This window comes from Streptomyces sp. NPDC047315, from assembly GCF_040643215.1.
In the GTDB taxonomy this organism is placed as follows: Bacteria; Actinomycetota; Actinomycetes; order Streptomycetales; family Streptomycetaceae; genus Streptomyces.
Map to the genome: position 1 here is coordinate 68,852 of NZ_JBEYTZ010000023.1, position 24,983 is coordinate 93,834.

Consider the following 24,983-nt stretch of genomic DNA (forward strand, 5'->3'; position numbering starts at 1 on the left):
GGGGACACCGTCGAGACGGTGTCCCCCTCTTCATGAGGAAGCCACCATGTACAAGCTGTTCTTCACCCTCTTCTTCTCCCGGATGGACCCCGAGGCCGCCCACCACCTGGCCTTCCGCTGGATCCGGTGCGCGGCCAGGGTCCCCGTGCTGCGCACCTACCTCGCCGCCCTGCTCGCCCCCCGCTACGAGGAGCTGCGCACCGAAGCCCTGGGGCTGCGGATGCACGGCCCCTTCGGCCTCGCCGCCGGCTTCGACAAGAACGCCGTGGCCATCGACGGCATGACGATGCTCGGCTTCGATCACGTGGAGATCGGTACGGTCACCGCGATGGCCCAGCCCGGCAATCCGAAGAAGCGGCTCTTTCGGCTGGTGCCCGACCGCGCCCTGATCAACCGCATGGGCTTCAACAACGACGGCTCCGCGGCCGTCGCCCAACGCCTGGGCGAGCGCCGCCCGGTCTTCAAGGCCGTCGTGGGCGTCAACATCGGCAAGACCAAGGTGGTACCGGAGTCCGAGGCCGTCGAGGACTACGTCACCTCCACCGAGCGCCTGGCCCGGCACGCCGACTACCTGGTGGTGAACGTCTCCTCGCCCAACACCCCAGGACTGCGCAACCTCCAGGCGACCGAGTCCCTGCGCCCGCTGCTGACCGCGGTGCGCGAGGCCGCCGACCGCACGGAGACCCGCCGCCGGGTGCCGCTGCTGGTGAAGATCGCCCCGGACCTCGCCGACGAGGACGTCGACGCGGTCGCCGACCTCGCGGTCGAACTGGGCCTCGACGGCATCATCGCCACCAACACCACCATCGCCCGCACCGGGCTCGCCTCCCCGGCGGAGCTCACCGCCGAGACCGGCGGCCTGTCCGGCGCCCCCCTCAAGGAGCGCTCCCTCCAGGTGCTGCGCCGGCTGTACGCCCGCGTGGGCGACCGGATCACCCTGGTGGGCGTCGGCGGCATCGAGGACGCCGAGGACGCCTGGCAGCGCATCCTCGCGGGCGCGACGCTGATCCAGGCGTACAGCGCCTTCATCTACCGGGGCCCGTTCTTCAGCCGGGCGATCCACAAGGGGCTCGCCGCCAAGCTCGCGGCCAGCCCGTACGCCACCTTGGCCGAGGCCGTCGGAGCCGGGGTCCAGGACCACGACCGCAAGGAAAGCAGCGCCGCATGACCGCCATCACCCCCTTCGGCGCCCGGCTGCACGAGGCGCTGCGCACCCGCGGCCCCCTCTGCGTCGGGATCGACCCGCACGCCTCCCTGCTCAAGGACTGGGGGCTGGACGACGACGTCGCCGGCCTGGAGCGGTTCAGCCGCACCACCGTGGAGGCCCTCGCCGACCGGGTCGCCGTCCTCAAGCCCCAGTCCGCCTTCTTCGAACGCTTCGGCTCGCGCGGCGTCGCCGTGCTGGAGAAGACGGTCGAGGAGGCGCGCGCCGCGGGCGCCCTGGTGCTGATGGACGCCAAGCGCGGCGACATCGGCTCCACCATGGGCGCGTACGCCGCGGCCTATCTGGACCCCTCGTCGCCGCTCTTCTCGGACGCGGTCACCCTCTCGCCGTACCTCGGCTTCGGTTCGCTGCGCCCGGCGCTGGACGCCGCCGCCGCGTCCGGTGCGGGCGTCTTCGTGCTCGCGCTCACCTCGAACGCGGAGGGCGCCGAGGTCCAGCGGGCCACCGCCGCCGACGGCCGTCCGCTCGCCCAGGTGATGCTCGACCACATGGCGGCGGAGAACGTGGACGCCTGGCCGCTGGGCTCGGTCGGCGCGGTCGTGGGCGCCACCCTCGCCGACGCCGGCGTGAACCTCGCGATCAACGGTCCGCTGCTCGCGCCGGGCATCGGGGCGCAGGGCGCCACCCCGGCGGACGTCCCCCGGGTCTTCGGCTCGGTGGCCGGCAACGTGGTCCCGAGCGTCAGCCGGGGCGTCCTGCGGCACGGCCCGGACGCGGCGGCCCTGCGCGAGTCCGCGGCCCGCTTCGCCGAGGAGTGCCGGGCGGCCGTCTCGGGCGCGTAGGCACCCTCCCGCGGGACGGACCGCCGGACGCTTCGACTCCGCATAGGTGTAGCGAACAGCGGTTCTTCCGTGCTCACCAGCGGGTCTTCCGCGAAAGCGCTGCTGACGGCGAGTTGGCAGAATCTTGACGAAAATCGCGGGCGATATGCCGCAAAAGTCCTGGTCGGTCGATGCTGACCAGGACTTTTCGTCTGTTCTCGCTGACTGGAGCGGTGTGGCCCGCTAGTCTCCGTCGAGAGCGCACGAGCATCCGTGCCCGTCGCTCGCCTGGTGTGGGGCGACTAGCTTCCTCACCGGTCCGTATCCGACAGTTCGACATCCGAGGTGACGTAGGCGTGGCTCTTCCGCCCCTTACCCCTGAACAGCGCGCAGCCGCGCTCGAAAAGGCCGCCGCGGCTCGCCGGGAGCGGGCCGAGGTCAAGAATCGACTCAAGCACTCCGGCGCCTCGCTCCACGAGGTCATCAAGCAGGGTCAGGAAAACGACGTCATCGGAAAGATGAAGGTCTCCGCCCTGCTGGAGTCCCTCCCGGGCGTGGGCAAGGTCCGCGCCAAGCAGATCATGGAACGACTCGGCATCTCCGAGAGCCGCCGCGTGCGCGGTCTCGGCTCCAACCAGATCGCCTCCCTGGAGCGCGAGTTCGGCGGCGGCCCCGCCTGACGTTCCGCGCGTGTCCCGGGGCGGCGGTCCCGGGCACTCCGCGGAACCTGGATAATCGCTGCATGGCAGCAGAAGTACGTCCGCGGCTGACCGTGCTCTCCGGCCCCTCAGGGGTCGGTAAGAGCACGGTCGTCGCGCATATGCGCAAGGTCCACCCCGAGGTCTGGCTCTCGGTGTCGGCCACCACCAGGAAGCCGCGCCCCGGCGAGCGCCACGGCGTCCAGTATTTCTTCGTCACCGACGACGAGTTCGACAAGATGATCGCCAACGGCGAGCTGCTGGAGTGGGCCACCTTCGCCGGCAACCGCTACGGCACCCCGCGGCAGGCCGTCATGGAGCGGCTGGAGGCGGGCGAGCCCGTGCTGCTGGAGATCGACCTCCAGGGCGCCCGCCAGGTCAAGGAGTCCCTCGCGGACTCCCGGCTGGTCTTCCTCGCCCCGCCCAGCTGGGACGAGCTGGTGCGCCGCCTCACCGGCCGGGGCACCGAGTCGGCCGAGGTCATCGAGGAGCGGTTGGCCGCCGCCCGGGTGGAGCTGGCGGCCGAATCGGAGTTCGACACGACCCTGGTCAACACCTCCGTCGAGGACGTGGCGCGCGAGCTGCTAGCCTTGGTGGCGGTGTCATCCGGCGAGTGATTCGCCGGAGCCGCGCGGAAGCTCCCCACGTCACTGAAGTGACCGTCCCGGCGCTCCCCGCGGTGTCGACGTCCATCGAACTTTTCCCTCTTTCGGAAGGTAGAGCGTGTCCTCTTCCATCACTGCGCCCGAGGGCATCATCAACCCGCCGATCGACGAGCTGCTGGAGGCCACGGACTCCAAGTACAGCCTCGTGATCTACGCGGCCAAGCGTGCGCGTCAGATCAACGCGTACTACTCGCAGCTCGGCGAGGGCCTGCTGGAGTACGTCGGTCCGCTCGTCGACACCCACGTCCACGAGAAGCCGCTGTCGATCGCGCTGCGTGAGATCAACGCAGGCCTGCTGACCTCCGAGGCCATCGAAGGCCAGGCGTAAGCACCGCTCCGCCCCGGCGGATCCATGCGTTCACCACAGACCCGGCGGCACGTCCGCCGGGTCTGTGGTGTGTCATAGGAGCTGCCGGTAGGAGTTCGGGGAGAGGCGGGAGATGGCCGTGAACGCATCGGACGGGTCGGACGGGTCGGGCAAGCCGAAGGTGGTGCTGGGGGTCAGCGGGGGCATCGCCGCCTACAAGGCGTGCGAGCTGCTGCGCCGGCTCACCGAGTCGGGCCACGACGTACGGGTGGTGCCGACCGCTTCGGCGCTGCGGTTCGTCGGCGCCCCGACCTGGTCCGCGCTCTCGGGCCACCCGGTCTCCGCTGAGGTCTGGTCCGAGGTGCACGAGGTTCCGCACGTACGGATCGGCCAGGGCGCCGACCTCGTCGTGGTGGCGCCCGCCACCGCCGACCTGCTCGCCAAGGCCGCCCACGGCCTCGCCGACGACCTGCTGACGAACACCCTGCTGACCGCCCGCTGTCCGGTGGTCTTCGCCCCCGCGATGCACACCGAGATGTGGGAGCACCCGGCGACCCGGGAGAACGTGGCCACGCTCCGCCGCCGCGGCGCCGTCGTCATCGAGCCCGCGGTCGGCCGCCTCACCGGCGTCGACACCGGCAAGGGCCGGCTGCCCGACCCGGTCGAGATCTTCGAGGCGTGCCGGCGCGTGCTGGCGCGCGGCGCCGCCGCGCCCGACCTGGTGGGCCGGCACGTGGTGGTCAGCGCGGGCGGCACCCGGGAGCCGCTGGACCCGGTGCGCTATCTGGGCAACCGCTCCTCCGGCCGGCAGGGGTACGCCCTGGCGCGTACGGCCGCCGCCCGGGGCGCCCGGGTCACGCTGGTCGCCGCGAACGCCGCGCTGCCCGACCCGGCGGGCGTCGACGTCGTCCACGTCGACACCGCCCTGCACCTGCGCGACGCCGTGCTGAAGGCCGCGGCGGACGCGGACGCCGTCGTGATGGCCGCGGCGGTCGCCGACTTCCGCCCCGCCGCGTACGCCAGCGGCAAGATCAAGAAGAAGGACGGCCGGGACCCGGAGCCGGTCGCCCTGGTCCGCAACCCCGACGTCCTCGCCGAGCTCTCCGCCGATCGGCCCCGGGCCGACCAGGTGATCGTGGGCTTCGCCGCGGAGACGGACGACGTGCTCGCCAACGGCCGCGAGAAGCTGCGCCGCAAGGGCTGCGACCTCCTGGTGGTCAACGAGGTGGGGGAGCGCAAGACCTTCGGGGCCGCGGAGAGCGAAGCGGTCGTCCTGGCGGCCGACGGCGGCGAGACGCCGGTGCCGTACGGCCCCAAGGAGGCCCTGGCCGACACGGTCTGGGACCTCGTGGTGCCCCGACTGGGGTGACATCGTGCCCCGAGTTGGGTGATTCCACGCCATGTCGCCGCGGCCCCGGCGGCCCCGGGGTCGCGGTGCATCGCGCACGACAAAGTGGCCCAAAAGTGGTGTTTCTCTCGATGAAATCCTGCTATCGCCCGCGTTTCCCGCCTTATCTCTGCTGGTGAATCGGCCACCGCGGCACAACCGCAAAAATGAGACAGGTGGACCATGTGTGCGAGACGGTGGATAAACTGGTCGGCGGAGCGTCGCGGGGCCGCAGCCCCCTGCCGGTCCACCCATGATCAGCCAGCAGCCGCTGCAACCCCAGGGAGCGATGTGTCCCGCCGTCTTTTCACCTCGGAATCCGTGACCGAGGGTCACCCCGACAAGATCGCAGACCAGATCAGCGACACCATTCTCGACGCCCTCCTCACCCAGGACCCGACCTCGCGCGTCGCCGTCGAGACCCTGATCACCACCGGACTGGTGCACGTCGCCGGTGAGGTCACCACCAAGGCATACGCGGACATTCCGACGCTCGTGCGCAACCGGATCCTGGACATCGGGTACGACTCCTCCAAGAAGGGCTTCGACGGCGCGTCCTGCGGCGTCTCCGTGTCGATCGGCGCCCAGTCGCCCGACATCGCGCAGGGCGTGGACACCGCCTACGAGTCCCGGGTCGAGGGGGCCGCCGCGAGCGGCGACGTGGACGAGCTGGACCGACAGGGCGCCGGCGACCAGGGCCTGATGTTCGGCTACGCCTGCGACGAGACCCCGGAGCTCATGCCGCTCCCCATCCACCTCGCCCACCGGCTCTCCCGCCGGCTGTCCGAGGTGCGCAAGAACGGGACCATCCCCTACCTGCGTCCCGACGGCAAGACGCAGGTGACCATCGAGTACGACGGCGACAAGGCCGTCCGCCTCGACACCGTCGTGGTGTCCTCGCAGCACGCCTCCGACATCGACCTGGACTCGCTGCTCGCGCCCGACATCCGCGAGTTCGTCGTCGAGCACGTGCTCAAGCAGCTCGTGGAGGACGGCATCAAGCTGGACACCGAGGGCTACCGCCTGCTGGTGAACCCCACCGGTCGCTTCGAGATCGGCGGCCCCATGGGCGACGCCGGCCTGACCGGTCGCAAGATCATCATCGACACGTACGGCGGCATGGCCCGCCACGGCGGCGGCGCCTTCTCCGGCAAGGACCCGTCCAAGGTGGACCGCTCGGCCGCGTACGCGATGCGCTGGGTCGCGAAGAACGTCGTGGCCGCCGGCCTCGCCGCCCGCTGCGAGGTCCAGGTCGCGTACGCGATCGGCAAGGCCGAGCCGGTCGGCCTCTTCGTCGAGACCTTCGGCACCGCCACGGTCGACGTGGACAAGATCGAGCAGGCCATCGGCCAGGTCTTCGACCTGCGTCCGGCCGCCATCATCCGCGACCTCGACCTGCTGCGGCCGATCTACGCCCAGACCGCCGCCTACGGTCACTTCGGCCGTGAGCTGCCCGACTTCACCTGGGAGCGCACGGACCGCACCGCGGCCCTGCGCGCGGCGGCCGGCCTGTAACCCACCGGCCCCCGCCTGAAGCACCCCGGACCCCGGCTCTCTCGAAGGAGCCGGGGTCCGGCCTTGTGCTCGGCGGGCGCCCGCTGTCGGTGGCGTCTGGTAGGAAAGTCGGTGTGAGCAGCGACGATGAGCGGACGCCGGAGCCCGAAGGCCGGGGGCCCGAGCAGCTTGCGCTCATTCGGGAGACCGTGCGCCGGGCCAAGGTGCCGAAGGCCAAGCCCCGGACCTGGCGCGGCGCCGCGCTCGCGGAGGAGCTGCCGGTCGCCCGGGTGCTGGTCAACAAGGGCGTGCTCCACCTCGACCAGTACTTCGACTACGCCGTGCCCCTGGAGTTGGACGCCGAGGCGCAGCCGGGTGTGCGGGTGCGGGTGCGCTTCGGCGCCGGCGCGCGCCGGGTGCGCGAGGGCCGGCGCGAGGGCGGCGGGCTGATCGACGGCTTCGTCATCGAGCGGCGGGCCGCCACGGACTACGGCGGGGCGCTCGCCGCCCTCGCCTCCGTCGTGTCGCCCGAGCCGGTGCTCGGCCCCCGGACGCTGGAGCTGGCCCGGGCGATCGCCGATCGGTATGCGGGCTCGTTGGCGGACGTGGTGCAGCTCGCCGTGCCGCCGCGCAACGCCCGCGCCGAGGGGCGGCCGTCGCCCGATCCGCTGCCGCCGCCCGGCCCGCCGGAGCCCGGCACCTGGCGGCGGTACGGCGCGGGGGAGGCGTTCTTGCGGGCGCTGGCGGCCGGCGGCACCCCGCGCGCGGTGTGGACGGCCCTGCCCGGCCCGCACTGGCCCGACGAGCTCGCCCGCGCCGTGGTGGCGACGCTCGCCTCCGGGCGGGGCGCGCTGGTGGTCGTGCCCGACGGCCGGCGGGCCGCCCGGGTGGACGCCGCGCTCACGGCCCTCCTCGGCGAGGGCCGGCACTCGGTGCTGACCGCGGAGTCCGGGCCCGAGAAGCGCTACCGCCAGTGGCTCGCCGTCCTGCGCGGATCCGTACGGGCCGTGGTCGGCACCCGCGCCGCGATGTACGCCCCCGTGCGCGACCTCGGTCTGGTCGCCGTCTGGGACGACGGGGACTCCAGCCACAGCGACGACAACGCCCCCTTCCCGCACGTCCGCGAGGTCCTGGAGCTGCGCGCCGCCCACGAGTCGTGCGGCTTCCTGCTCGGGGCCACCGCGTGCACGGTGGAGGCGGCCCAGCTGGTGGAGAGCGGCTGGGCCAGGCCGTTGACGGCGGACCGCGAGCAGGTCCGGACCACGGCCCCCCTCGTGCGCACCGTCGGCGACGAGGAGCTGGCCCGGGACGGGGCCGCCCGCGCGGCCCGGCTGCCCTCGCTGGCCTGGCAGGTCGTACGGGACGGGCTGCGCAGCGGCCCGGTGCTGGTGCAGGTGCCCCGGCGCGGCTACGTCCCCAGGCTGGCCTGCGAGCGCTGTCGCACTCCCGCCCGCTGCCGGCACTGCTCCGGCCCGCTCCAGGCGCCCGGGGAGCGGGACCTGAGCTGTCGCTGGTGCGGGCGGGACGCCGCCGACTGGCACTGCGTCGCCTGCGGGAGCACCCGGCTGCGGGCCCGCGTGGTGGGGGCCCGGCGCACCGCGGAGGAGCTGGGGCGGGCCTTTCCCGCGGTGCCCGTGCGCACCTCGGGCCGGGACCACGTCCTGGACGCCGTCCCGGGCCGCCCTGCGCTCGTCGTCAGCACGCCGGGCGCCGAGCCCGTCGCCGACGGCGGGTACGCGGCGGCGCTGCTCCTCGACGGCTGGGCGATGCTCGGCCGGCCGGACCTGCGCTCGTCGGAGGAGGCGCTGCGGCGCTGGATAGACGCCGCGTCGTTGGTGCGCGGCCAGGGGGAGGGCGGCACGGTCGTGGTCGTCGCCGAGCCCACGGCCCGCGCGGTGCAGGCGCTGGTGCGCTGGGACCCGGTCGGGCACGCCCAGCGGGAGCTGGCCGAGCGTGCCGAGCTGGGGTTCCCCCCGGTCTCCCGGATGGCGTCGGTGAGCGGCCGGGCCGATGCGGTGGACGCGTTCGTCGCGGCGGCCGAACTGCCCGTCGAAGCGGAGGTCCTGGGGCCGGTGCCGCTGCCGGCGCCGCCGCCCGGGCGGCCCCGGCGGCCGGGGGACCCGCCCGTCGGGGAGTCGTGGACCCGGGCGCTGCTGCGGGTGCCCCCGGGCCGCGGGGCCGCCCTCGCCGCCGCCCTCAAGGCCGCCCAGGCGGTCCGTACGGCCCGCGGCGGACCGGACCAGGTCCGGATCCGCATCGACCCGCCGGACATCGGTTGAGGGCACCGCGGTGCCGCGGTGCCGCGCTGCGCGTCAGCCGTTGCGGGGGCTCGGGAAGGCGCTCGGGCGGGCCTCGTCGTGTCGGGCTGCGTGATTGGCTGCGTGGTTGGCCGGGTGAGTGGCCGCGTGGTTGGCGACGGTCGGCTGCGGCGGCATGCTCCGGGCCGCGGGCACGGCCGCGGGCAGCCCGCCCGTCGGCAGGGTGCGCGTCGTCGTCGGCTCCGCGGAGCGGTCCGCGTCCGGCGCGACCGCGGGCGGAGTGGTGCGCCGCGCTCCGTAACGGCGGTGAACGGCCTGCTTGGTGACCCCGAGCGCGGAGCCCACCGCGTCCCACGAGAAGCCCAGCGAGCGGTCGAAGTCCACCGCCGCGGTCACCAGCGTCTCGACGCTGTCCCGCAGCTCCTGGGCGAGCCGGACGGTGGGGGCCGGGGCCCGGCCGTAGACGACGAAGCCGGTGGAGGGACCGGTGCGCCGTGGACGATAGACGTTGCCCAGCTGAGCAGTGAGCGTGCGCAGCGCGTCCACCTGCCGGCGGACCCGCTCGATGTCGCGCACCAACAGGTGCAGGCTCGCCCGAGCTTGGGCGTCGTGGGTTGCGTGGTCGGCCATCGGGAAGCCTCTCGAACCGGCGTTGAAAGGGGGCCGGGCCGCGCCCTGGCGGCCCACTGCGCCGGGCTCCGGCAAACCGCGCGGGCGAGCCGGAGACCGGTCAATCTCACTTGACCAACGCCGCACCCGTCGATGTGGTCACGCTGCGGGGGCGTGGGTGCACGCATTCAGGGCGCGTGGGATTCCATACGCCCCCTGAGTCCGTCCCCCGGGCCGCGCCCCGGACGGTCGCCGCGGTTTCGCCGTGCGGCGCGCTGAGTGATCGCGTCTGCGGCCCGTCTGTGGCTGTTCGCGCAGTTCCCCGCGCCCCCAAAAGCCTCGACCTCAGCCCGCAGACAAACGACGGGGGCAGCACATCAGGGGCGCTGGGGGTCCCACCACGCCCTCTGGGCGTAGGGGGCGGAACTGCGCGACAAGCCACAGACGGGCCGCAGACGCCACGATTCAGCGCGCCGCACGGCGAAACCGCGGCTGGAGGGCGCACCGGCAACCGCCCTGCCTACACTGGTGCGCTGCTCATTGCGCACAGCCCGTACCGCCGCCCGTACAGCCGAGAGGCAGTCAGCCACCCATGAAGCTCGTCTTCGCAGGCACCCCCGAAGTCGCCGTACCCGCTCTGGACGCCCTCATCGCCTCCGAGCGGCACGAGGTGGCCGCCGTCGTCACCCGGCCCGATGCGCCCGCCGGCCGCGGTCGGCGCCTGGTCGCCAGCCCGGTCGCGCAGCGCGCCGAGGAGGCGGGCATCGAGGTGCTGAAGCCGGCCAAGCCGCGTGACGAGGACTTCCTCGCCCGGCTGCGCGAGATCGGCCCCGACTGCTGCCCCGTCGTCGCCTACGGCGCGCTGCTGCCCCGGGTCGCCCTCGACGTCCCCGCGCACGGCTGGGTGAACCTCCACTTCTCGCTGCTGCCGGCGTGGCGGGGCGCGGCCCCCGTCCAGCACGCCGTGATCGCCGGCGACGAGATGACCGGCGCGGCCACCTTCCTCATCGAGGAGGGGCTGGACTCCGGGCCCGTGTACGGGGTGGTCACCGAGCGGATCCGGCCCAGCGACACCAGCGGGGACCTGCTCACCCGGCTCGCCTTCGCCGGCGCCGGGCTGCTGAGCGCCACCATGGACGGCATCGAGGACGGCTCGCTGAAGGCGGTGCCCCAGCCCGCGGACGGCGTCTCCCACGCCCCGAAGATCACCGTCGAGGACGCCCTCGTCGACTTCCGGGCCCCGGCCCTGCGGGTGGACCGCGTCGTCCGCGGCTGCACCCCGGCGCCCGGCGCGTGGACCGTCTTCCGCGGCGAGCGGCTGAAGCTGGTCTCGGTGCGCCTGGTGCCCGACCGCACGGACCTCGCCCCGGGCGAGCTGGCGGCCACCAAGAACGCCGTGCACGTGGGCACCGGCTCGTACGCCGTGGAGCTGCTGTGGGTCAGGCCGCAGGGCAAGAAGCCGATGGCCGCCGCCGACTGGGCCCGCGGGGTGCGGATCGCCCCCGGGGAGACGCTCGGCGCCCCCGCGGCCTCCTGACCGACCGCGGTCTCCTGACCGCCCCGCACCGCCCGGCCCCGGCCGCCGCCGGAACGTACGCTGGACGGGCGGCGCACGCGCGTCGCCCCTGTGAGAACCCATGAACCACCCTTGATCAGCGGAGCACCTTTGAACGACCAGGCACGCCCCAGCAGGGGCCGCCGCCCCGGACCCGACAAGCGCTACCGACGCCCGGTGAAGGACCCCGTGCGGTTCCTCGCCTTCGAGGCGCTGCGCGCGGTGGACGAGCGGGACGCGTACGCGAACCTCGTCCTGCCGCCGCTGCTGCGCAAGGCCCGGGAGAAGGACGGGTTCGACGCCCGGGACGCGGCGCTGGCCACCGAGTTGGTGTACGGCACCCTGCGCCGCCAGGGCACGTACGACGCGATCGTCGCGGACTGCGTCGATCGCCCGCTGCGCGAGGTCGACCCGCCGGTGCTGGACGTGCTCTCGCTCGGCGTCCACCAGCTCCTGGGCACCCGGATCCCGAGCCACGCGGCCGTGTCGGCGAGCGTGGAGCTGGCCCGGGTGGTGCTCGGCGACGGGCGCGCCAAGTTCGTCAACGCGGTCCTGCGCAAGGTCGCTCGCGACGACCTGGACACCTGGGTGCAGCGGGTGGCCCCGCCGTACGACGAGGACCCCGAGGACCACCTCGCCGTGGTGCACTCGCACCCCCGGTGGATCGTCTCCGCGCTGTGGGACTCCCTCGGCGGGGGCCGCGCCGGGATCGAGGACCTGCTGGCGGCGGACAACGAACGCCCGGAGGTGACCCTGGTCGCCCGCCCAGGCCGGGCCACCACCGACGAGCTGCTCGCCGAGGAGGCGGCCGTCCCCGGGCGCCTGTCCCCGTACGCCGTGCGGCTGGCGGAGGGCGGCGAGCCCGGCGCGGTGGCCGCGGTGCGCGAGGGGCGCGCCGGAGTCCAGGACGAGGGCAGCCAGTTGGTCGCCGTCGCCCTGGCCAACGCCCCCGTCGAAGGCTCCGACGCCCGCTGGCTCGACGGCTGCGCCGGCCCGGGCGGCAAGGCGGCCCTGCTCGCCGCGCTGGCCGCCGAGCGCGGCGCCTTCCTGCTGGCGGCCGAGAAGCAGCCGCACCGCGCCGGGCTGGTGGCGCGGGCCCTCGCCGGCAACCCCGGCCCGTACGAGGTCGTCGTCGCCGACGGCACCCGCCCGGCGTGGCGGCCCGGCAGCTTCGACCGGGTCCTGGTCGACGTCCCCTGCTCCGGCCTCGGCGCGCTGCGCCGTCGCCCGGAGGCCCGCTGGCGCCGCCGCCCCGAGGACCTGGAGGGTTTCGCCCCGCTCCAGCGCGGCCTGTTGCGCGAGGCGCTGGCGGCGGTGCGCGTCGGCGGGGTCGTCGGCTACGCGACCTGCTCGCCGCACCTCGCCGAGACCCGGGTGGTCGTCGACGACGTGCTGCGCGGGCGCGGCGGCGGGGCGCCCGTCCGGGCCGAGTGGGTGGACGCCCGGCCCCTGATGCCGGGGGTGCCGGAGCTAGGCGAGGGCCCCGACGTCCAGCTCTGGCCGCATCGGCACGGCACGGACGCGATGTACCTGGCGCTGCTGCGGCGCACCGGCTGACCGGACCGACCCGGTCGGCGGGGGAGCTTTTCGGACACCCCCGCTCCCACGGAGCGGGGCGAAAGGTCGGGAATGCGGGGACTGTTCCCCGGCGGGGTCTCGCCGTTCACCGTTCGACCGGTACCGGAAACCGGACGGAGGCGGGGAAGCGCCGCGGGACGTGGCAGGCTTGGGCCATGGCCGTACAGATCAACCCCAGCATCCTCTCCGCGGACTTCGCCCACCTGGCGGACGAGGCGCGGGCCGTCTCCGGCGCCGACTGGCTCCACGTCGACGTCATGGACAACCACTTCGTGCCCAACCTGACCCTGGGCGTACCGGTCGTGGAGTCCCTGAGCCGGGCCACGGACACCCCGCTGGACTGCCATCTGATGATCGCGGACCCCGATCGCTGGGCGCCCCAGTACGTCGAGGCCGGCGCCGGGTCCGTGACCTTCCACGTCGAGGCCGCAGCCGCCCCCGTACGGCTCGCGCGGGAGATCCGCGCCAAGGGCGCCCGGGCCTCGATGGCGCTGAAGCCGGCGACCCCGATCGAGCCGTACGAGGACCTGCTCCCCGAACTCGACATGGTGCTGATCATGACCGTCGAGCCGGGCTTCGGCGGCCAGGCGTTCCTCGACATCATGCTCCCCAAGATCCGCCGCACCCGTGAGCTGATCGGCAAGCACGGCCTCGACCTGTGGCTCCAGGTCGACGGCGGGGTCGCCGACTCCACCATCGAGCGGTGCGCCGAGGCCGGGGCGGACGTCTTCGTCGCCGGCTCCGCGGTGTACGGGGCGGACGACCCCGCCGCCGCGGTGCGCGCCCTGCGGGCAAAGGCCGAACAGACCGTCGCGACGACGGCCTGGGGCTGCGCACACTGAGCAGGACGTCCAGCGACGTCGGGTCGGAGCGCGGCGGAACCCCGCCCGCACCGACCAGGACCACCACCCCGGTGATCACGCCCAGCGACGGCGGGGCGACAGACAAGTGAACTCGGCCCGACCGGGCTGATCAACATCCGTCGGATCTGACAGGATGACGGATCCGAAGTGTGAACAGCAGTGAGGAGATCGCGGTGTCTGCTAGGTCGGCGGGACGATCTGCCCTGCGGATGGGACCCGCGGAGCTCGTGCAGGCGGCGGCCATGGCGCGCCGCTTCTACCTGGAGGGCAAGTCCAAGATCCAGATCGCGGAGGAGTTCGGCGTCAGCCGCTTCAAGGTGGCGAGGGTGTTGGAGACGGCGCTGGAGCGCGATCTCGTGCGCATCGAGATCCGCGTCCCCGCCGAGTTGGACGCCGAGCGCTCCGACGCGCTCCGCGCCCGGTTCGGGCTGCGGCACGCCGTCGTCGTCGAGTCGCCGGCGGAGGCCGACGAATCGCCCGATCCGGAGAACCTGGGCGAGGTGGCCGCGGACCTGTTGGGCGAGTTGGTGACCGAGGGCGACGTGCTGGGGTTGGCCTGGGGCCGCTCCACCATCCACATGGCCGCGGCGCTCGACCGGTTGCCGCCGTGCACCGTCGTCCAACTCACCGGCGTGTACGACGCGGGCACCGCGGAGCGCGGGTCGGTGGAGGCGGTGCGCCGCGCCGCCCAGGTATCCGGCGGCGACGCCCACCCGATCTACGCGCCGATGCTGCTACCCGACGCGGCCACCGCCGCCGCGCTGCGCCACCAGACGGGCATCGCCCGCGCCTTCGAGTACTTCGACAAGGTCACGGTTGCGGCCGTCTCCATCGGTTCGTGGGAGGCGGGCATCTCCACCGTCCACGACATGCTCTCCGAGGACGAGCGCGCCCGGTACGCCTCCTACGGCGTGGCCGCCGAGATGTCGGCGCACCTCTTCGACCGGGACGGCCGCCGCGTGGGGCGCGACCTCGGCGAGCGGTGCATCACGGTCGAGGCCGACCGGCTGCGCCGCATCCCCGAGGTGGTGGCGATCGCCGGCGGGCAGCGCAAGGCGGAGGCCATCGGTGCGGTGCTCCGCTCGGGACTCGTCACCAGCCTGGTCACCGACACCGCCGCCGCCGACCTGCTGATGTCGGCGCCGCCCGGGCTGCGCCCGGCGCTGGAGCGGGCCGACCCGGACGCCTAGCCGACGACGCCCCGGCCGCGCCGGCCCGTACCACCGAGGAATCGTTCATCCTCGGGTGTGCGGACCGGGTCCGCCCGGCCGGGGCGTCGGTGCGTGCCGGGGCCTATCCGGCCGGTCGCTCCAGGGTGATCGCCGTCATCACGTGCTGGGCGTCCGCGGCCCAGCGTCCGTTGAGGGTGGTCAGGGGCTCGCCGTGGACCCGGGGAGCGGGGACGAGGATGCTGGCGGTGAAGGTGCCGTCGGGGGAGAAGCTCACCCGGGCGTCCTGGAAGCCCAACCACCGCCGCGCGAGCGGGTACCAGACCTTGTAGACGGACTCCTTGGCGCTGAACAGCAGCCGGTCCCAGGAGGTGCCGTCGGCGTCCGGCAACTGCGCCAGCAGGGGCAGTTCCTCCGGGAGCGAGATCGTCTCCAGCACGCCCTCGGGCAGCGCGTCGTTCGGCTCCGCGTCGATGCCCACCGCGGTGCACTCGCTGACCCGCGCAACGGCGGCGGCCCGGTAGCCGGCGCAGTGGGTCATGCTCCCCACGACGCCCGCCGGCCACCCCGGGGCGCCGCGCTCGTCCGGCAGCAGCGGCACGGGGGACTGCCCGATGGCCGCCAGGGCGTCCCTGGCCAGTGCGCGGACCGTGGTGAACTCCGCTCGGCGCTTGTCCACGGCCCGTTCGATGACGGCCTGCTCCTGGGGGAACAGGCTGATGTCGAGACGGTCGCTGAACGACTGCGCCGAGCGCACCGAGGCCGGCAGTATCGTCTCGATCACGCGGTGAACCCTTCCGGTCGGGGGACGATCTGTCGGGCCAGGTCGGAGCGGAGGCCGAAGCGGCGCCACTCGCGCGGATAGCCGAGCGACACCTCTTCGAAGGGGACGCCGTCGTAGACCGTGCTGCGGGGGATGTGCAGATGCCCGTAGACGGACGCGTGCACGTCGAAGCGGGTGTGCCAGTCGGCCGTGCGCACCGTGCCGCACCACTGGACGAACTCCTGGTGCGTCATGATCTCGGTGGGGCGCCGCACCAGCGGCCAGTGGTTGACCAGGACCAGCGGGAGGTCCCCGGCCACCTCCTCAAGCCGTTGCTCGGAGTAGGCCACCCGGGCCGCGCACCAGTCCTGACGGCTCGGGTAGGGGTCGGGGTGGAGGTAGTACTCGTCGGTGCACACGATCCCGGCCTCGTGCGCCTTGGCCAGCGACTCCTCGCGGGTCGTGGTCCCGGGCGCCAGGAAGGTGTAGTCGTACAGCAGGAACAGCGGGGCGATCCGCACCGGTCCGCCCGGGCCCGTCCACACGGGGTAGGGGTCCTCGGGGGTCAGGACGCCGAGTCGGCGGCACATGGCCACCAGCGCCTCGTAGCGCTCCACGCCGCGCCGCTGGTCGGGGTCGCGCTGGACGGTCCACAGTTCGTGGTTGCCCGGCACCCAGATCACCTGGGCGAACCGGTCCCGCAGCAGGGTCAGGGCCCACTCGACGTCGGCCATCAGCTCACCGACGTCGCCGGCGACGATCAGCCAGTCGTCGGGCGACTCCGGTTTCAGCGCGGCCACGATGTCGCGGTTCTCGGCGTAGGAAATGTGCAGGTCGCTGATTGCTCGCAAGGCTCTCTCGGCACTCACCACGCGGTCAGACTAGGTCAGGAGTGATGGGAAAACGAGTGTGTCCCGCAACGACCGGACGGCCGCGCGGCGCCCCGCGCCAGCCCTGCGCGGCCCCCTCGCCGGCCCCCGAAGTGCTTCCTCGCCGGCCCCGCGCGGATCCGGCGTCGACGGCTTGCGCACCCCGTGGCGCGTTCTCGGTCGTTCGCTGTCGCGTTCGACCTCGGGTAACCTTTTGACGTAAGGCAGGCCCACCGTCTGCAACAACAGCCCCCGTCCCTCCCCTGGAGGAAAGCACGAAGCGGGGGTTCTTTGTTGTGTCGTTCGAGGTAGTGACCTGCACCGTTTCGCGTGAAAATGTGAGACTTATGCGTTTTCTTGAGCCCGGTACGGGGCGCCATGTGGAGAGTTCGCCGGTTCCCTACGACTTGACGTACGACGACGTGTTCATGGTGCCCCGGCGCTCCGCCGTCGGCTCCCGCCAGGCGGTCGACCTGTCGACCCCGGACGGCACCGGCACCACCATCCCCCTCGTCGCCGCGAACATGACCGCCATCGCCGGTCGACGGATGGCGGAGACCCTGGCGCGCCGCGGCGGGCTCACCGTCATCCCCCAGGACATCCCGATCGACGTCGTCACGGACGTCGTCGCCTGGGTCAAGGCCCGCCACCTGGTCTTCGACACCCCGATCGTGCTCACCCCGCACCAGACCGTCGCCGACGCGCTGGCCCTGCTGCCCAAGCGGGCGCACGAGGCCGGTGTCGTGGTGGACGAGGACCACCGCCCGATAGGCGTCGTCACGGACGCCGACCTGACCGGCGTCGACCGCTTCACCCAGCTCTCCGAGGTGATGTCGCGCGACCTCGTGCTGCTGCACGCGGACATCGACCCGCGCGAGGCGTTCAACCACCTCGACGGCGCCAACCGCCGCTACACCCCCGCCGTGGACGAGGACGGCCGGCTCGTCGGCATCCTCACCCGCAAGGGCGCCCTGCGCGCCACCCTGTACACCCCGGCCGTGGACGCCCAGGGCCGGCTGCGGATCGCCGCCGCCGTCGGCATCAACGGCGACGTGGCGGGCAAGGCCAAGCAGCTGCTGGACGCGGGCGTCGACACCCTCGTGGTGGACACCGCCCACGGCCACCAGGAGAGCATGATCCAGGCGATCAGGGCGGTCCGCTCGCTGGACCCGAAGGTCCCCGTCGTGGCGGGCAACATCGTCGCGGCCGAGGGCGTGCGCGACCTCGTCGAGGCGGGCGCCGACATCATCAAGGTCGGCGTGGGCCCCGGCGCCATGTGCACCACCCGGATGATGACCGGGGTCGGCCGGCCGCAGTTCTCCGCCGTCCTGGAGTGCGCCGCCGAGGCGAAGAAGTACGGCAAGCACGTCTGGGCCGACGGCGGCGTGCGCCACCCGCGCGACGTGGCGATGGCGCTGGCCGCCGGCGCGTCCAACGTCATGGTCGGCTCCTGGTTCGCCGGTACGCACGAGTCGCCGGGCGACCTCCAGCAGACCGCCGACGGACGTCCGTACAAGGAGTCCTTCGGCATGGCCTCCGCCCGCGCCGTGCGCAACCGCACCAGCGAGGAGTCCGCCTACGACCGCGCCCGCAAAGCCCTGTTCGAGGAGGGGATATCCACCTCGAAGATGTTCCTCGACCCGACGCGCCCCGGCGTGGAGGACCTGGTCGACTCGATCATCGCGGGCGTCCGCTCCTCCTGCACCTACGCCGGTGCCGGCACGCTGGAGGAGTTCGCCGAGCGCGCCGTCCTCGGCGTCCAGAGCGCCGCGGGCTACGCGGAGGGCAAGCCGCTGCACGCCAGCTGGACCTGAGCCGCACCGCACCCGACGGGCCCGGAGCAGTCCGGGCCCGTCGGGCTGTGCCGGGCCGCCGCCGGGGCGGGTCCTGCGGCCCGCCCCGGCGTGTTCTACTGCCGTCAGGCAAGCCCACCCAGCGAATGAAGAGTGAACCACCCGCCGTGCGACTCAACGATCTCGACGAACGCATCGTCCACGCCCTCGCCGAGGACGCCCGCCGCTCCTACGCCGACATCGGCGCCCTGGTCGGCCTCTCCGCCCCGGCCGTCAAGCGCCGGGTGGACCGACTGCGCGCGGTCGGCGCCATCACCGGCTTCACCGTACGGGTCGACCCCGCGGCGCTCGGCTGGGAGACGGAGGGCTTCATCGAGATCTACTGCCGCTCGAACACCTCGCCCGAGGCCATCGAACGCGGTCTGGAGCGCTACCCGGAAGTCGCGTCTGCCTCCACCGTCACCGGTGACGCGGACGCCGTCGTCCAGGTCTTCGCCGCCGACATGCGCCACTTCGAGCAGGTGCTGGAGCGCATCGCGGGCGAGCCGTTCGTGGAGCGCACCAAGTCGGTCCTGGTGCTCTCCCCGCTGCTGCGCCGCTACTCGGCGGATACGGGGGTTTCGCCGGCGACACCCCCGTATCCTCCGGCGACCCCGTGACCGCCCGCACCGACCGGGCGGCGTGAGCGGACCCCGTACGGTCAGAACGCGGGGCGCCAGGGCAGCACCCGGAAGCCGCCGGTGCCGGCCTTCGCCTGCTCGAACGGCGCGGAGCCCACGCACGCGGGCACGCTCCCCATCGCGACCGGGTCGCGAGGCCCAGTTGTAGCCGAGCCGGTCGGCGCCGCGGGCCGGCCGCTTAAGTGGCGTTTCACAAACGGTCCTTTCCCTGGCTGCCGACGGACCGCGGAACGAGCCCCCGCAAGCCGGTGCCGCTCCGCCCCGCCGGGTGGACGACGCCCACTCTCGCGTCGCCGAGCGGGCCGCGCATCCTGCCGCGGAACCACCCGTCGTCCGCCATCCGGCCGGGGCCAGCGGACGCCCGGTACGACCGTGGTCGGACCCCGCCGCCCCGCCCCGCGTCCGCCGCGCAACGAATCGCCGGCGAGCCCCGGAACGGCGCAACGAACAGGTCGGATGCGCGCAACGGTCACGCCTTGTCCCCGCGCGAGCCCGGACCGTACCGTCGTAGGCGTCCGCCACGTCCCTTCCGGGCGCTCGCGCACCACCCCGTACCACCGCGTTTGCCCGCAAGGAGCCCGTACCCCATGACGTCCACGGTCCCCACTGCCGTCCAGCACACCGACGCGCAGCCGCCGATCACCATGTTCGGGCCGGACTTCCCCTACGCGTACGACGACTTCCTGGCGCATCCGGCCGGGCTCGGGCAGGTGCCGGCGACCGAGCACGGCACCGAGGTGGCGGTCATCGGCGGCGGGCTGTCGGGCGTGGTGGCCGCGTACGAGCTGATGAAGATGGGGCTCAAGCCCGTCCTGTACGAGGCCGACCGGATCGGCGGACGGCTGCGGACCGTCGGCTTCGAGGGCTGCGACCCCGGGCTGAGCGCCGAGATGGGTGCGATGCGCTTCCCGCCGTCGTCGACCGCGCTCCAGCACTACGTCGACCTGGTGGGGCTGACGACCCGGCCGTTCCCCAACCCGCTGGCGCCCGGCACCCCTTCGACCGTGGTCGACCTGAAGGGCGAGAGCCACTACGCCGAGACCATCGACGACCTGCCGCAGGTCTACCGGGACGTCATGGACGCCTGGAACGCCTGTCTGGAGGAGGGCGCCGACTTCGCCGCCATGAACCGCGCCATGCGCGAGCGCGACGTGCCGAAGATCCGGGAGATCTGGGCGCGCCTGGTCGAGCAGTTGGACAACCAGACCTTCTACGGCTTCCTGTGCGCGTCGGAGGCGTTCCGGTCCTTCCGCCACCGGGAGATCTTCGGCCAGGTCGGCTTCGGCACCGGCGGTTGGGACACCGACTTCCCCAACTCCATCCTGGAGATCCTGCGGGTCGTCTACTCCGAGGCCGACGACCACCACCGCGGCATCGTGGAGGGCAGCCAGCAGCTTCCGCTGCGGCTGTGGGAGCGGGCGCCGGAGAAGATCGTGCACTGGCCGCAGGGCACCTCGCTGGCCTCGCTGCACGAGGGCGGCCACCGGCCGGCCGTGACCCGGCTCAACCGCACCGCGGGCAACGGGATCACCGTCACCGACGCCTCCGGCTCCATCCGCACCTACCGGGCCGCGATCTTCACCGCCCAGTCCTGGATGCTGCTCTCCAAGATCGCGTGTGACGACCGGCTCTTCCCGATCGACCACTGGACGGCGATCGAGCGCACCCACTACATGGAGTCCTCGAAGCTCTTCGTCCCGGTCGACCGGCCGTTCTGGCTGGACAAGGACGAGGTGACCGGCCGCGACGCCATGTCGATGACGCTGACCGACCGGATGACCCGCGGCACCTACCTGCTGGACGACGGCCCGGACCGGCCCGCCGTGATCTGCCTGTCGTACACCTGGTGCGACGACAGCCTCAAGTGGTTGCCGCTGTCCGCGAACGAGCGGATGGAGGTCATGTTGAACTCGCTCGGCGAGATCTACCCGAACGTCGACATCCGCAGCCACATCATCGGCGACCCGGTGACGGTGTCCTGGGAGAACGAGCCGTACTTCATGGGCGCGTTCAAGGCGAACCTGCCCGGCCACTACCGCTACCAGCGCCGGCTGTTCACCCACTTCATGCAGGACCGGCTGCCGGCGGACCAGCGCGGCATCTTCCTCGCGGGCGACGACATCTCCTGGACGGCGGGGTGGGCCGAGGGCGCCGTGCAGACCGCGCTGAACGCCGTGTGGGGCGTGATGCACCACTTCGGCGGGGCGAGCGACGCGGCGAACCCGGGGCCGGGCGACGTCTACGACGAGATCGCGCCGGTGGAACTGCCGGAGGACTGAAGCCCGGCGCCGGTGACCGCGTCCCACGCCGCGAGGGCGCGCCGCGCGATGCGCTCCACGTCCTCGCGCCGGGCCCCGTCGCGGGCCTGGACGGACATCCCCTGGAGCACGGCGGTGTAGAACTCCGCGATGCCCAGGGCGTCGGCGTCCGGCGGCAGTTCCCCCTCCCGCACGGCGCGTTCCAGCCGGTCCCGGAGCTGGTCCACCCCGGACCTGCGCCAGCCGGCGAGGTAGTCGCGCGCGGCGTCGTCGCCGGTGTTCGTGGCGGCCAGCACGATCATGCAGCCGGTGGGCCGGTCGCGGTCGGTGTACGCGCGGGCGTTGACGTGCAGGATCGCCGCGACGGCGTCGTACGCCGTGGGCTCCTCGGCCAGCGCCCGGGCGATCGGGGCGCCTTCGGTGGCGTCGTACAGCTCCACGGCCTCCCGGAACAGCTTCTCCTTGGAGCCGAAGGCGGCGTAGAGGCTGGGGGAGTTGATCCCCATGGCGGCGGTGAGGTCGGTCATCGAGGTCGCCTCGTAGCCGCGCCGCCAGAAGGTCTCCATCGCCCGGCCGAGGGCGACCGTCCGGTCGAAGCTCCTCGGCCGTCCCCGTCCCGCCATCGCGTGCCTCCTCGCGTGCGCCCGGGTCCGTCCCCGGCCATTTCTGTGTCGCTCGTTAAAAATATACCTTGACGTGCTCGAACGGCTGTGCTCGTATTTCTGTGTTGATCGATACGGAATTGGGGGCGCGAGATGAGCGCACTGTCGGGCAAGGCCGCCTTGGTGACGGGCGGCAGCAGGGGGATCGGGGCGGCGATCGTGCGCAGGCTGGCGCGCGACGGCGCCGACGTGGCGTTCACCTACGTGTCGGCGTCGAGCGCGGCCAGGGCGAAGGAGTTGGTCGCCGAGGTCGAGGCGCTGGGGCGGCGGGCGGTGGCCATCGAGTCGGACGCCGCACGGGCGGAGGCGGTCGCCGCGTCCGTCGCGCGCACAGTGGCGGAGTTCGGCCGGCTCGACGTCCTCGTCAACAACGCGGGCATCTTTCCCCACGGGCGGGTCGAGGACGTCACCGCCGAGGAGTTGGAGCGCGCCTTCGCGATCCACGCCAAGGCGCCGTTCGTCGCCGTCCAGGCGGCGCTGGAACACCTGCCGAGGGGCGGCCGGATCGTCAACATAGGCACCAACCTGGCGGACTTCGTGCCCTTCACCGGCATGGTGCTGTACACGATGACGAAGTCGGCGCTCACCGGGCTGACCCGGGCGCTCGCCCGGGAGCTCGGGCCGCGCGGCATCACGGTCAACGTGGTGCAGCCCGGGCCCACGGACACCGACATGAACCCGGCAGACGGCCCGGGGGCCGAGGGGTCCCGGCGGCTCACGGCGCTCGGCAGCTATCTGTCCGCTGACGACGTGGCCGAGGCCGTGGCGTACCTCGCGGGGCCTGGCGGACGGCTCGTCACGGGCACGGCCGTCACCGTCGACGCGGGCACGAACGCCTGAGCGCGGGGGCGCGGGGCTTCACGGGGCGACGGCGGCGGGCCAGGGCGTGAGCAGACAGCGCCCGACGAGCCCCACGCTGGTGTCCAGCCGTTCGGTGAACTCCTCGGCCAGGCCGGGGAGTTCCCGTACGCCCCACAGCAACCGGGCCGCCGACCAGGCCGCGTCACGAGCCCGGTCCAGGCTCCAGGAGCTGATCAGATGGGTCAGCGGGTCGGCGACCTCCAGGAGGTCAGGACCCGGCATCAGGTCCTCGCGGATGCGCTCCTCCATCAACGTGAGCACGTCGCCGACCTGGTCGAACTCGTTCTCCAGGTCCGCAGGCACGCAGTCGAGGGCGTGGCAGGCGTCGACGACGGCGAGGGCCAGGTCGTGCCCGATGTGGGCGTTGATCCCGGCGAGCGCGAACTGGACCGGCCGCACCCCCGGGTGGCGGCGGTGGTGGAACAGCGGACGCCAGCAGTCGGGCGGGCGCCCGCCCGACTCCGCCAGTCGCACGGCGGTGAGGTAGCGCCGGGCGAAGAGCACGTCGAGGGTGACCGCGGCGCGCCGGTCGGGGAACTCGCCCGCCTCAACGCGGCGACCGATCTCCTCGGTCACCGCGAGATAGACGCGGTTGAAGACGGCGACGCCGTCGGCGGCCGGCCAGCGGGCGCCGAGGGCGCGCATCTCTGCGGTCACGTCCGCGACGTCGGGGGCGACGTGGGGTGCGGGGGGCCGTTGCATCCGGATCATTCGGGCAGCGTCCCAGGGCGCGGCCCCGATCGGCCCCCGCCCGCCGTGACTTCGCCGAAACGGACTACGCCCCGCGCGCGCCCCTGCGCCCGTGAACGCACCCGCCGCGTGCCTGCGGGCGCAGTTCCGCCCGCTGTGCCCTGCGGGCACGGGAGCCCCAGCCGCCCCAAACCCCCGTCCGTCTGCGGACCGGGGGGTTTAGGGGCGCGGGGAACTGCGCGAGCAACCCAGTACGGTCCGCAGACGCCATCACCGCACAGCCATCACGGCGCCATCGCGCCCGCCAAGGCCCTACTCGCGGGCGTCCTTGTCGTAGCTGGAGGTGCCCGCGTCCAGCAGCGGCTCCTCGGACTTCAGGTGCGCCGGCGCAAACGCCCGCAGCACGTGGTAGCCGGTGATGACGACGATCGTGCCGAGCGCGATCCCGCCCAGCTCGAAGTCGTCGGTGATCTTCAGGCTGACGCCGCCGACGCCGATGATGATGCCCGCCGCCGCGGGCACCAGGTTCAGCGGATTGCGCAGGTCCACCTTGGCGTTGATCCAGATCTGCGCGCCGAGCAGGCCGATCATCCCGTACAGGATGACGGTGATACCGCCGAGCACCCCGCCGGGAATCGCGGCCACGACCGCCCCGAACTTGGGGCAGAGGCCGAAGAGCAGGGCGAAGCCGGCCGCGGCCCAGTACGCGGCGGTGGAGTAGACCCGGGTGGCCGCCATGACGCCGATGTTCTCGGAGTACGTGGTGTTCGGCGGGCCGCCCACCGCGGTGGAGAGCATGGAAGCGGCGCCGTCCGCGGCGATGGCCGTGCCCAGCTTGTCGTCGAGGCGGTCCCCGGTCATCTCGCCCACGGCCTTGACGTGCCCGGCGTTCTCCGCGATCAGCGCGATGACCACCGGCAGGGCGACCAGGATCGCGGACCACTCGAAGGCGGGGGCGTGGAAGGACGGCAGGCCGATCCACTCGGCCTTGCCGACGCCGGAGAGGTCCAGCCGCCAGTGGTCGACCGTCTCGCCGCCGACCGGGGAGTTGATCTTGCCGAAGACCCGGTCGAGCACCCAGGACAGCAGATAGCCGAAGAGCAGGCCGAGGAAGATCGCGATCCGGGAGAAGAAGCCGCGCAGGCACACCACCGCGAGCCCGGTGAACAACATCACCAGCAGGGCGGTCCACTGGTCCTGCGGCCAGTACGTACTGGCGGTGACCGGTGCGAGGTTGAAGCCGATCAGCATCACGACGGCGCCGGTGACGATCGGCGGCATCGCCGCGTGGATGATCCGGGCGCCGAAGCGCTGCACCGCGAGACCGGAGAGGAACAGGGCCACGCCGACGACGAACACCGCGCCGGTGACCGTGGCGCTGTCGCCGCCGCTCGCCCGGATCGCCGCGGCGACGCCGACGAAGGAGAGCGAACAACCGAGGTAGCTCGGCACCCGCCCGCGGGTGGCCAGCAGGAAGATCATCGTCGCGACGCCGGACATCATGATCGCGAGGTTCGGGTCGAGGCCCATGAGGACGGGGGCCACGAAGGACGCCCCGAACATCGCCACCACGTGTTGGGCGCCCAGGCCCGCGGTGCGCGGCCACGACAGCCGTTCGTCGGGGCGTACGACGGCGCCCGGAGCGGGGGTCCGCCCGTCGCCGTGCAGGGTCCAGCGCACGCCGAGGTTCACGGGCGGCTCCACTTCTCACGTTCTCGCGGTCGTCTGCGGCGGTACGGCGTCGGCGTCGTGTGTCGTACGGCGTCGGCGTCAGCGCCGGCGCAATCGTAGTGGCATGTTTCAGCCAAAGCCCCAGCGCGGGTCCCGTTCGTGAATTG

General features: G+C 73.1%; 22 protein-coding genes. 16 read left to right on the plus strand and 6 right to left on the minus strand.

The window, feature by feature from the left end; translation table 11 throughout:
* Positions 1-46 precede the first annotated feature (46 nt).
* The 8 genes from ABZ842_RS25320 to ABZ842_RS25355 all read left to right on the plus strand — a co-directional run bounded on the left by ABZ842_RS25320 (position 47) and on the right by ABZ842_RS25355 (position 8,816).
* Positions 47-1,168, plus strand: coding sequence for a quinone-dependent dihydroorotate dehydrogenase (locus ABZ842_RS25320; RefSeq protein ID WP_361540889.1), 1,122 nt, complete (start codon positions 47-49; stop codon positions 1,166-1,168).
* Entirely contained in the window at positions 1,165-2,007 is an 843-nt protein-coding gene (pyrF, locus tag ABZ842_RS25325) for an orotidine-5'-phosphate decarboxylase (RefSeq protein WP_361540892.1), read from the plus strand. The genes ABZ842_RS25320 and pyrF overlap by 4 nt, the downstream gene beginning before the upstream one ends.
* 335 nt (positions 2,008-2,342) lie before the next feature.
* Positions 2,343-2,666 (plus strand): integration host factor, encoded by a 324-nt coding sequence (locus tag ABZ842_RS25330; RefSeq protein WP_003956414.1) that lies wholly within the window; start codon positions 2,343-2,345, stop codon positions 2,664-2,666.
* A gap of 62 nt (positions 2,667-2,728) precedes the next feature.
* Positions 2,729-3,301, plus strand: a complete 573-nt coding sequence (gene gmk / locus ABZ842_RS25335; protein WP_361540895.1) for a guanylate kinase — start codon at positions 2,729-2,731, stop codon at positions 3,299-3,301.
* Between the two features lie 106 nt (positions 3,302-3,407).
* Entirely contained in the window at positions 3,408-3,677 is a 270-nt protein-coding gene (rpoZ, locus tag ABZ842_RS25340; protein ID WP_361540898.1) for a DNA-directed RNA polymerase subunit omega, read from the plus strand.
* Positions 3,678-3,789: 112 nt separating this feature from the next.
* A complete protein-coding gene (gene coaBC / locus ABZ842_RS25345; protein ID WP_361540901.1) occupies positions 3,790-5,025 on the plus strand; it encodes a bifunctional phosphopantothenoylcysteine decarboxylase/phosphopantothenate--cysteine ligase CoaBC in 1,236 nt (411 codons plus the stop codon).
* A gap of 309 nt (positions 5,026-5,334) precedes the next feature.
* The gene (gene metK, locus ABZ842_RS25350) at positions 5,335-6,558 is read left to right on the plus strand and encodes a methionine adenosyltransferase (protein WP_361540904.1); all 1,224 of its coding nucleotides are present in this window, start codon (positions 5,335-5,337) and stop codon (positions 6,556-6,558) included.
* 113 nt (positions 6,559-6,671) lie between these two features.
* Positions 6,672-8,816 (plus strand): primosomal protein N', encoded by a 2,145-nt coding sequence (locus ABZ842_RS25355; RefSeq protein ID WP_361540907.1) that lies wholly within the window; start codon positions 6,672-6,674, stop codon positions 8,814-8,816.
* 33 nt (positions 8,817-8,849) lie between these two features.
* On the opposite strand, the gene ABZ842_RS25360 is transcribed toward ABZ842_RS25355, so the two are convergent.
* Positions 8,850-9,425, minus strand: coding sequence for a hypothetical protein (locus tag ABZ842_RS25360; protein WP_361540910.1), 576 nt, complete (start codon positions 9,423-9,425; stop codon positions 8,850-8,852).
* Positions 9,426-9,996: 571 nt separating this feature from the next.
* On the opposite strand from ABZ842_RS25360, the gene fmt reads away from it, so the two are divergent.
* From fmt to ABZ842_RS25380, 4 genes are all read left to right on the plus strand, one after another.
* Positions 9,997-10,941 carry a methionyl-tRNA formyltransferase gene (gene fmt, locus ABZ842_RS25365; protein WP_361540913.1) on the plus strand — a complete coding sequence of 315 codons (945 nt, stop codon included), beginning with the start codon at positions 9,997-9,999 and terminating at the stop codon, positions 10,939-10,941.
* A gap of 129 nt (positions 10,942-11,070) precedes the next feature.
* Positions 11,071-12,516: a transcription antitermination factor NusB gene (locus tag ABZ842_RS25370; RefSeq protein ID WP_361540916.1), complete on the plus strand. Its 1,446-nt coding sequence runs from the start codon at positions 11,071-11,073 to the stop codon at positions 12,514-12,516.
* A 176-nt stretch (positions 12,517-12,692) separates the two neighbouring features.
* Positions 12,693-13,379, plus strand: coding sequence for a ribulose-phosphate 3-epimerase (gene rpe / locus ABZ842_RS25375; protein WP_361540919.1), 687 nt, complete (start codon positions 12,693-12,695; stop codon positions 13,377-13,379).
* A gap of 170 nt (positions 13,380-13,549) precedes the next feature.
* Entirely contained in the window at positions 13,550-14,590 is a 1,041-nt protein-coding gene (locus tag ABZ842_RS25380; protein ID WP_361540922.1) for a sugar-binding domain-containing protein, read from the plus strand.
* A 103-nt stretch (positions 14,591-14,693) separates the two neighbouring features.
* Here ABZ842_RS25380 and ABZ842_RS25385 read toward each other — a convergent pair whose 3' ends face one another.
* Together ABZ842_RS25385 and ABZ842_RS25390 are read right to left on the minus strand one after the other, a co-directional pair.
* Positions 14,694-15,353, minus strand: coding sequence for a 4'-phosphopantetheinyl transferase superfamily protein (locus ABZ842_RS25385; RefSeq protein ID WP_361540925.1), 660 nt, complete (start codon positions 15,351-15,353; stop codon positions 14,694-14,696).
* Positions 15,350-16,204, minus strand: a complete 855-nt coding sequence (locus ABZ842_RS25390; protein WP_361540928.1) for a metallophosphoesterase — start codon at positions 16,202-16,204, stop codon at positions 15,350-15,352. The genes ABZ842_RS25385 and ABZ842_RS25390 overlap by 4 nt, the downstream gene beginning before the upstream one ends.
* A gap of 344 nt (positions 16,205-16,548) precedes the next feature.
* On the opposite strand from ABZ842_RS25390, the gene ABZ842_RS25395 reads away from it, so the two are divergent.
* From ABZ842_RS25395 to ABZ842_RS25405, 3 genes are all read left to right on the plus strand, one after another.
* Complete coding sequence (locus tag ABZ842_RS25395; RefSeq protein ID WP_361540931.1) at positions 16,549-18,015, plus strand: GuaB1 family IMP dehydrogenase-related protein; 1,467 nt, start codon at positions 16,549-16,551, stop codon at positions 18,013-18,015.
* A gap of 146 nt (positions 18,016-18,161) precedes the next feature.
* Positions 18,162-18,653 (plus strand): Lrp/AsnC family transcriptional regulator, encoded by a 492-nt coding sequence (locus ABZ842_RS25400; RefSeq protein ID WP_361540934.1) that lies wholly within the window; start codon positions 18,162-18,164, stop codon positions 18,651-18,653.
* A 608-nt stretch (positions 18,654-19,261) separates the two neighbouring features.
* The gene (locus ABZ842_RS25405) at positions 19,262-20,953 is read left to right on the plus strand and encodes an NAD(P)/FAD-dependent oxidoreductase (RefSeq protein WP_361540937.1); all 1,692 of its coding nucleotides are present in this window, start codon (positions 19,262-19,264) and stop codon (positions 20,951-20,953) included.
* Here the strand turns inward: ABZ842_RS25405 and ABZ842_RS25410 are convergent.
* Positions 20,914-21,555: a TetR/AcrR family transcriptional regulator gene (locus ABZ842_RS25410; protein WP_361540940.1), complete on the minus strand. Its 642-nt coding sequence runs from the start codon at positions 21,553-21,555 to the stop codon at positions 20,914-20,916. The two genes, ABZ842_RS25405 and ABZ842_RS25410, sit on opposite strands and share 40 nt — an antisense overlap.
* Before the next feature lie 132 nt (positions 21,556-21,687).
* Between ABZ842_RS25410 and ABZ842_RS25415 the strand changes: the two genes are divergently transcribed.
* On the plus strand, positions 21,688-22,434 hold the full coding sequence (locus ABZ842_RS25415) for an SDR family oxidoreductase (RefSeq protein WP_361540943.1): 747 nt from the start codon (positions 21,688-21,690) through the stop codon (positions 22,432-22,434).
* An 18-nt stretch (positions 22,435-22,452) separates the two neighbouring features.
* Here the strand turns inward: ABZ842_RS25415 and ABZ842_RS25420 are convergent, their stop codons facing one another.
* Positions 22,453-23,157, minus strand: a complete 705-nt coding sequence (locus tag ABZ842_RS25420) for a DUF5995 family protein (protein ID WP_361541111.1) — start codon at positions 23,155-23,157, stop codon at positions 22,453-22,455.
* Positions 23,158-23,457: 300 nt separating this feature from the next.
* Positions 23,458-24,837 carry a solute carrier family 23 protein gene (locus tag ABZ842_RS25425; protein WP_361540946.1) on the minus strand — a complete coding sequence of 460 codons (1,380 nt, stop codon included), beginning with the start codon at positions 24,835-24,837 and terminating at the stop codon, positions 23,458-23,460.
* Positions 24,838-24,983 lie beyond the last annotated feature (146 nt).

Coding starts and splice junctions, on each gene's coding strand:
- coaBC (WP_361540901.1), top strand. CDS start 3,790: ATGGCCGTGAACGCATCGGACGGGTCGGACGGGTCGGGCAAGCCGAAG.
- ABZ842_RS25415 (WP_361540943.1), top strand. CDS start 21,688: ATGAGCGCACTGTCGGGCAAGGCCGCCTTGGTGACGGGCGGCAGCAGG.
- rpe (WP_361540919.1), top strand. CDS start 12,693: ATGGCCGTACAGATCAACCCCAGCATCCTCTCCGCGGACTTCGCCCAC.
- pyrF (WP_361540892.1), top strand. CDS start 1,165: ATGACCGCCATCACCCCCTTCGGCGCCCGGCTGCACGAGGCGCTGCGC.
- gmk (WP_361540895.1), top strand. CDS start 2,729: ATGGCAGCAGAAGTACGTCCGCGGCTGACCGTGCTCTCCGGCCCCTCA.
- ABZ842_RS25320 (WP_361540889.1), top strand. CDS start 47: ATGTACAAGCTGTTCTTCACCCTCTTCTTCTCCCGGATGGACCCCGAG.
- ABZ842_RS25420 (WP_361541111.1), bottom strand. CDS start 23,157: ATGCAACGGCCCCCCGCACCCCACGTCGCCCCCGACGTCGCGGACGTG.
- ABZ842_RS25395 (WP_361540931.1), top strand. CDS start 16,549: ATGCGTTTTCTTGAGCCCGGTACGGGGCGCCATGTGGAGAGTTCGCCG.
- ABZ842_RS25405 (WP_361540937.1), top strand. CDS start 19,262: ATGACGTCCACGGTCCCCACTGCCGTCCAGCACACCGACGCGCAGCCG.
- fmt (WP_361540913.1), top strand. CDS start 9,997: ATGAAGCTCGTCTTCGCAGGCACCCCCGAAGTCGCCGTACCCGCTCTG.
- ABZ842_RS25360 (WP_361540910.1), bottom strand. CDS start 9,425: ATGGCCGACCACGCAACCCACGACGCCCAAGCTCGGGCGAGCCTGCAC.
- ABZ842_RS25410 (WP_361540940.1), bottom strand. CDS start 21,555: ATGGCGGGACGGGGACGGCCGAGGAGCTTCGACCGGACGGTCGCCCTC.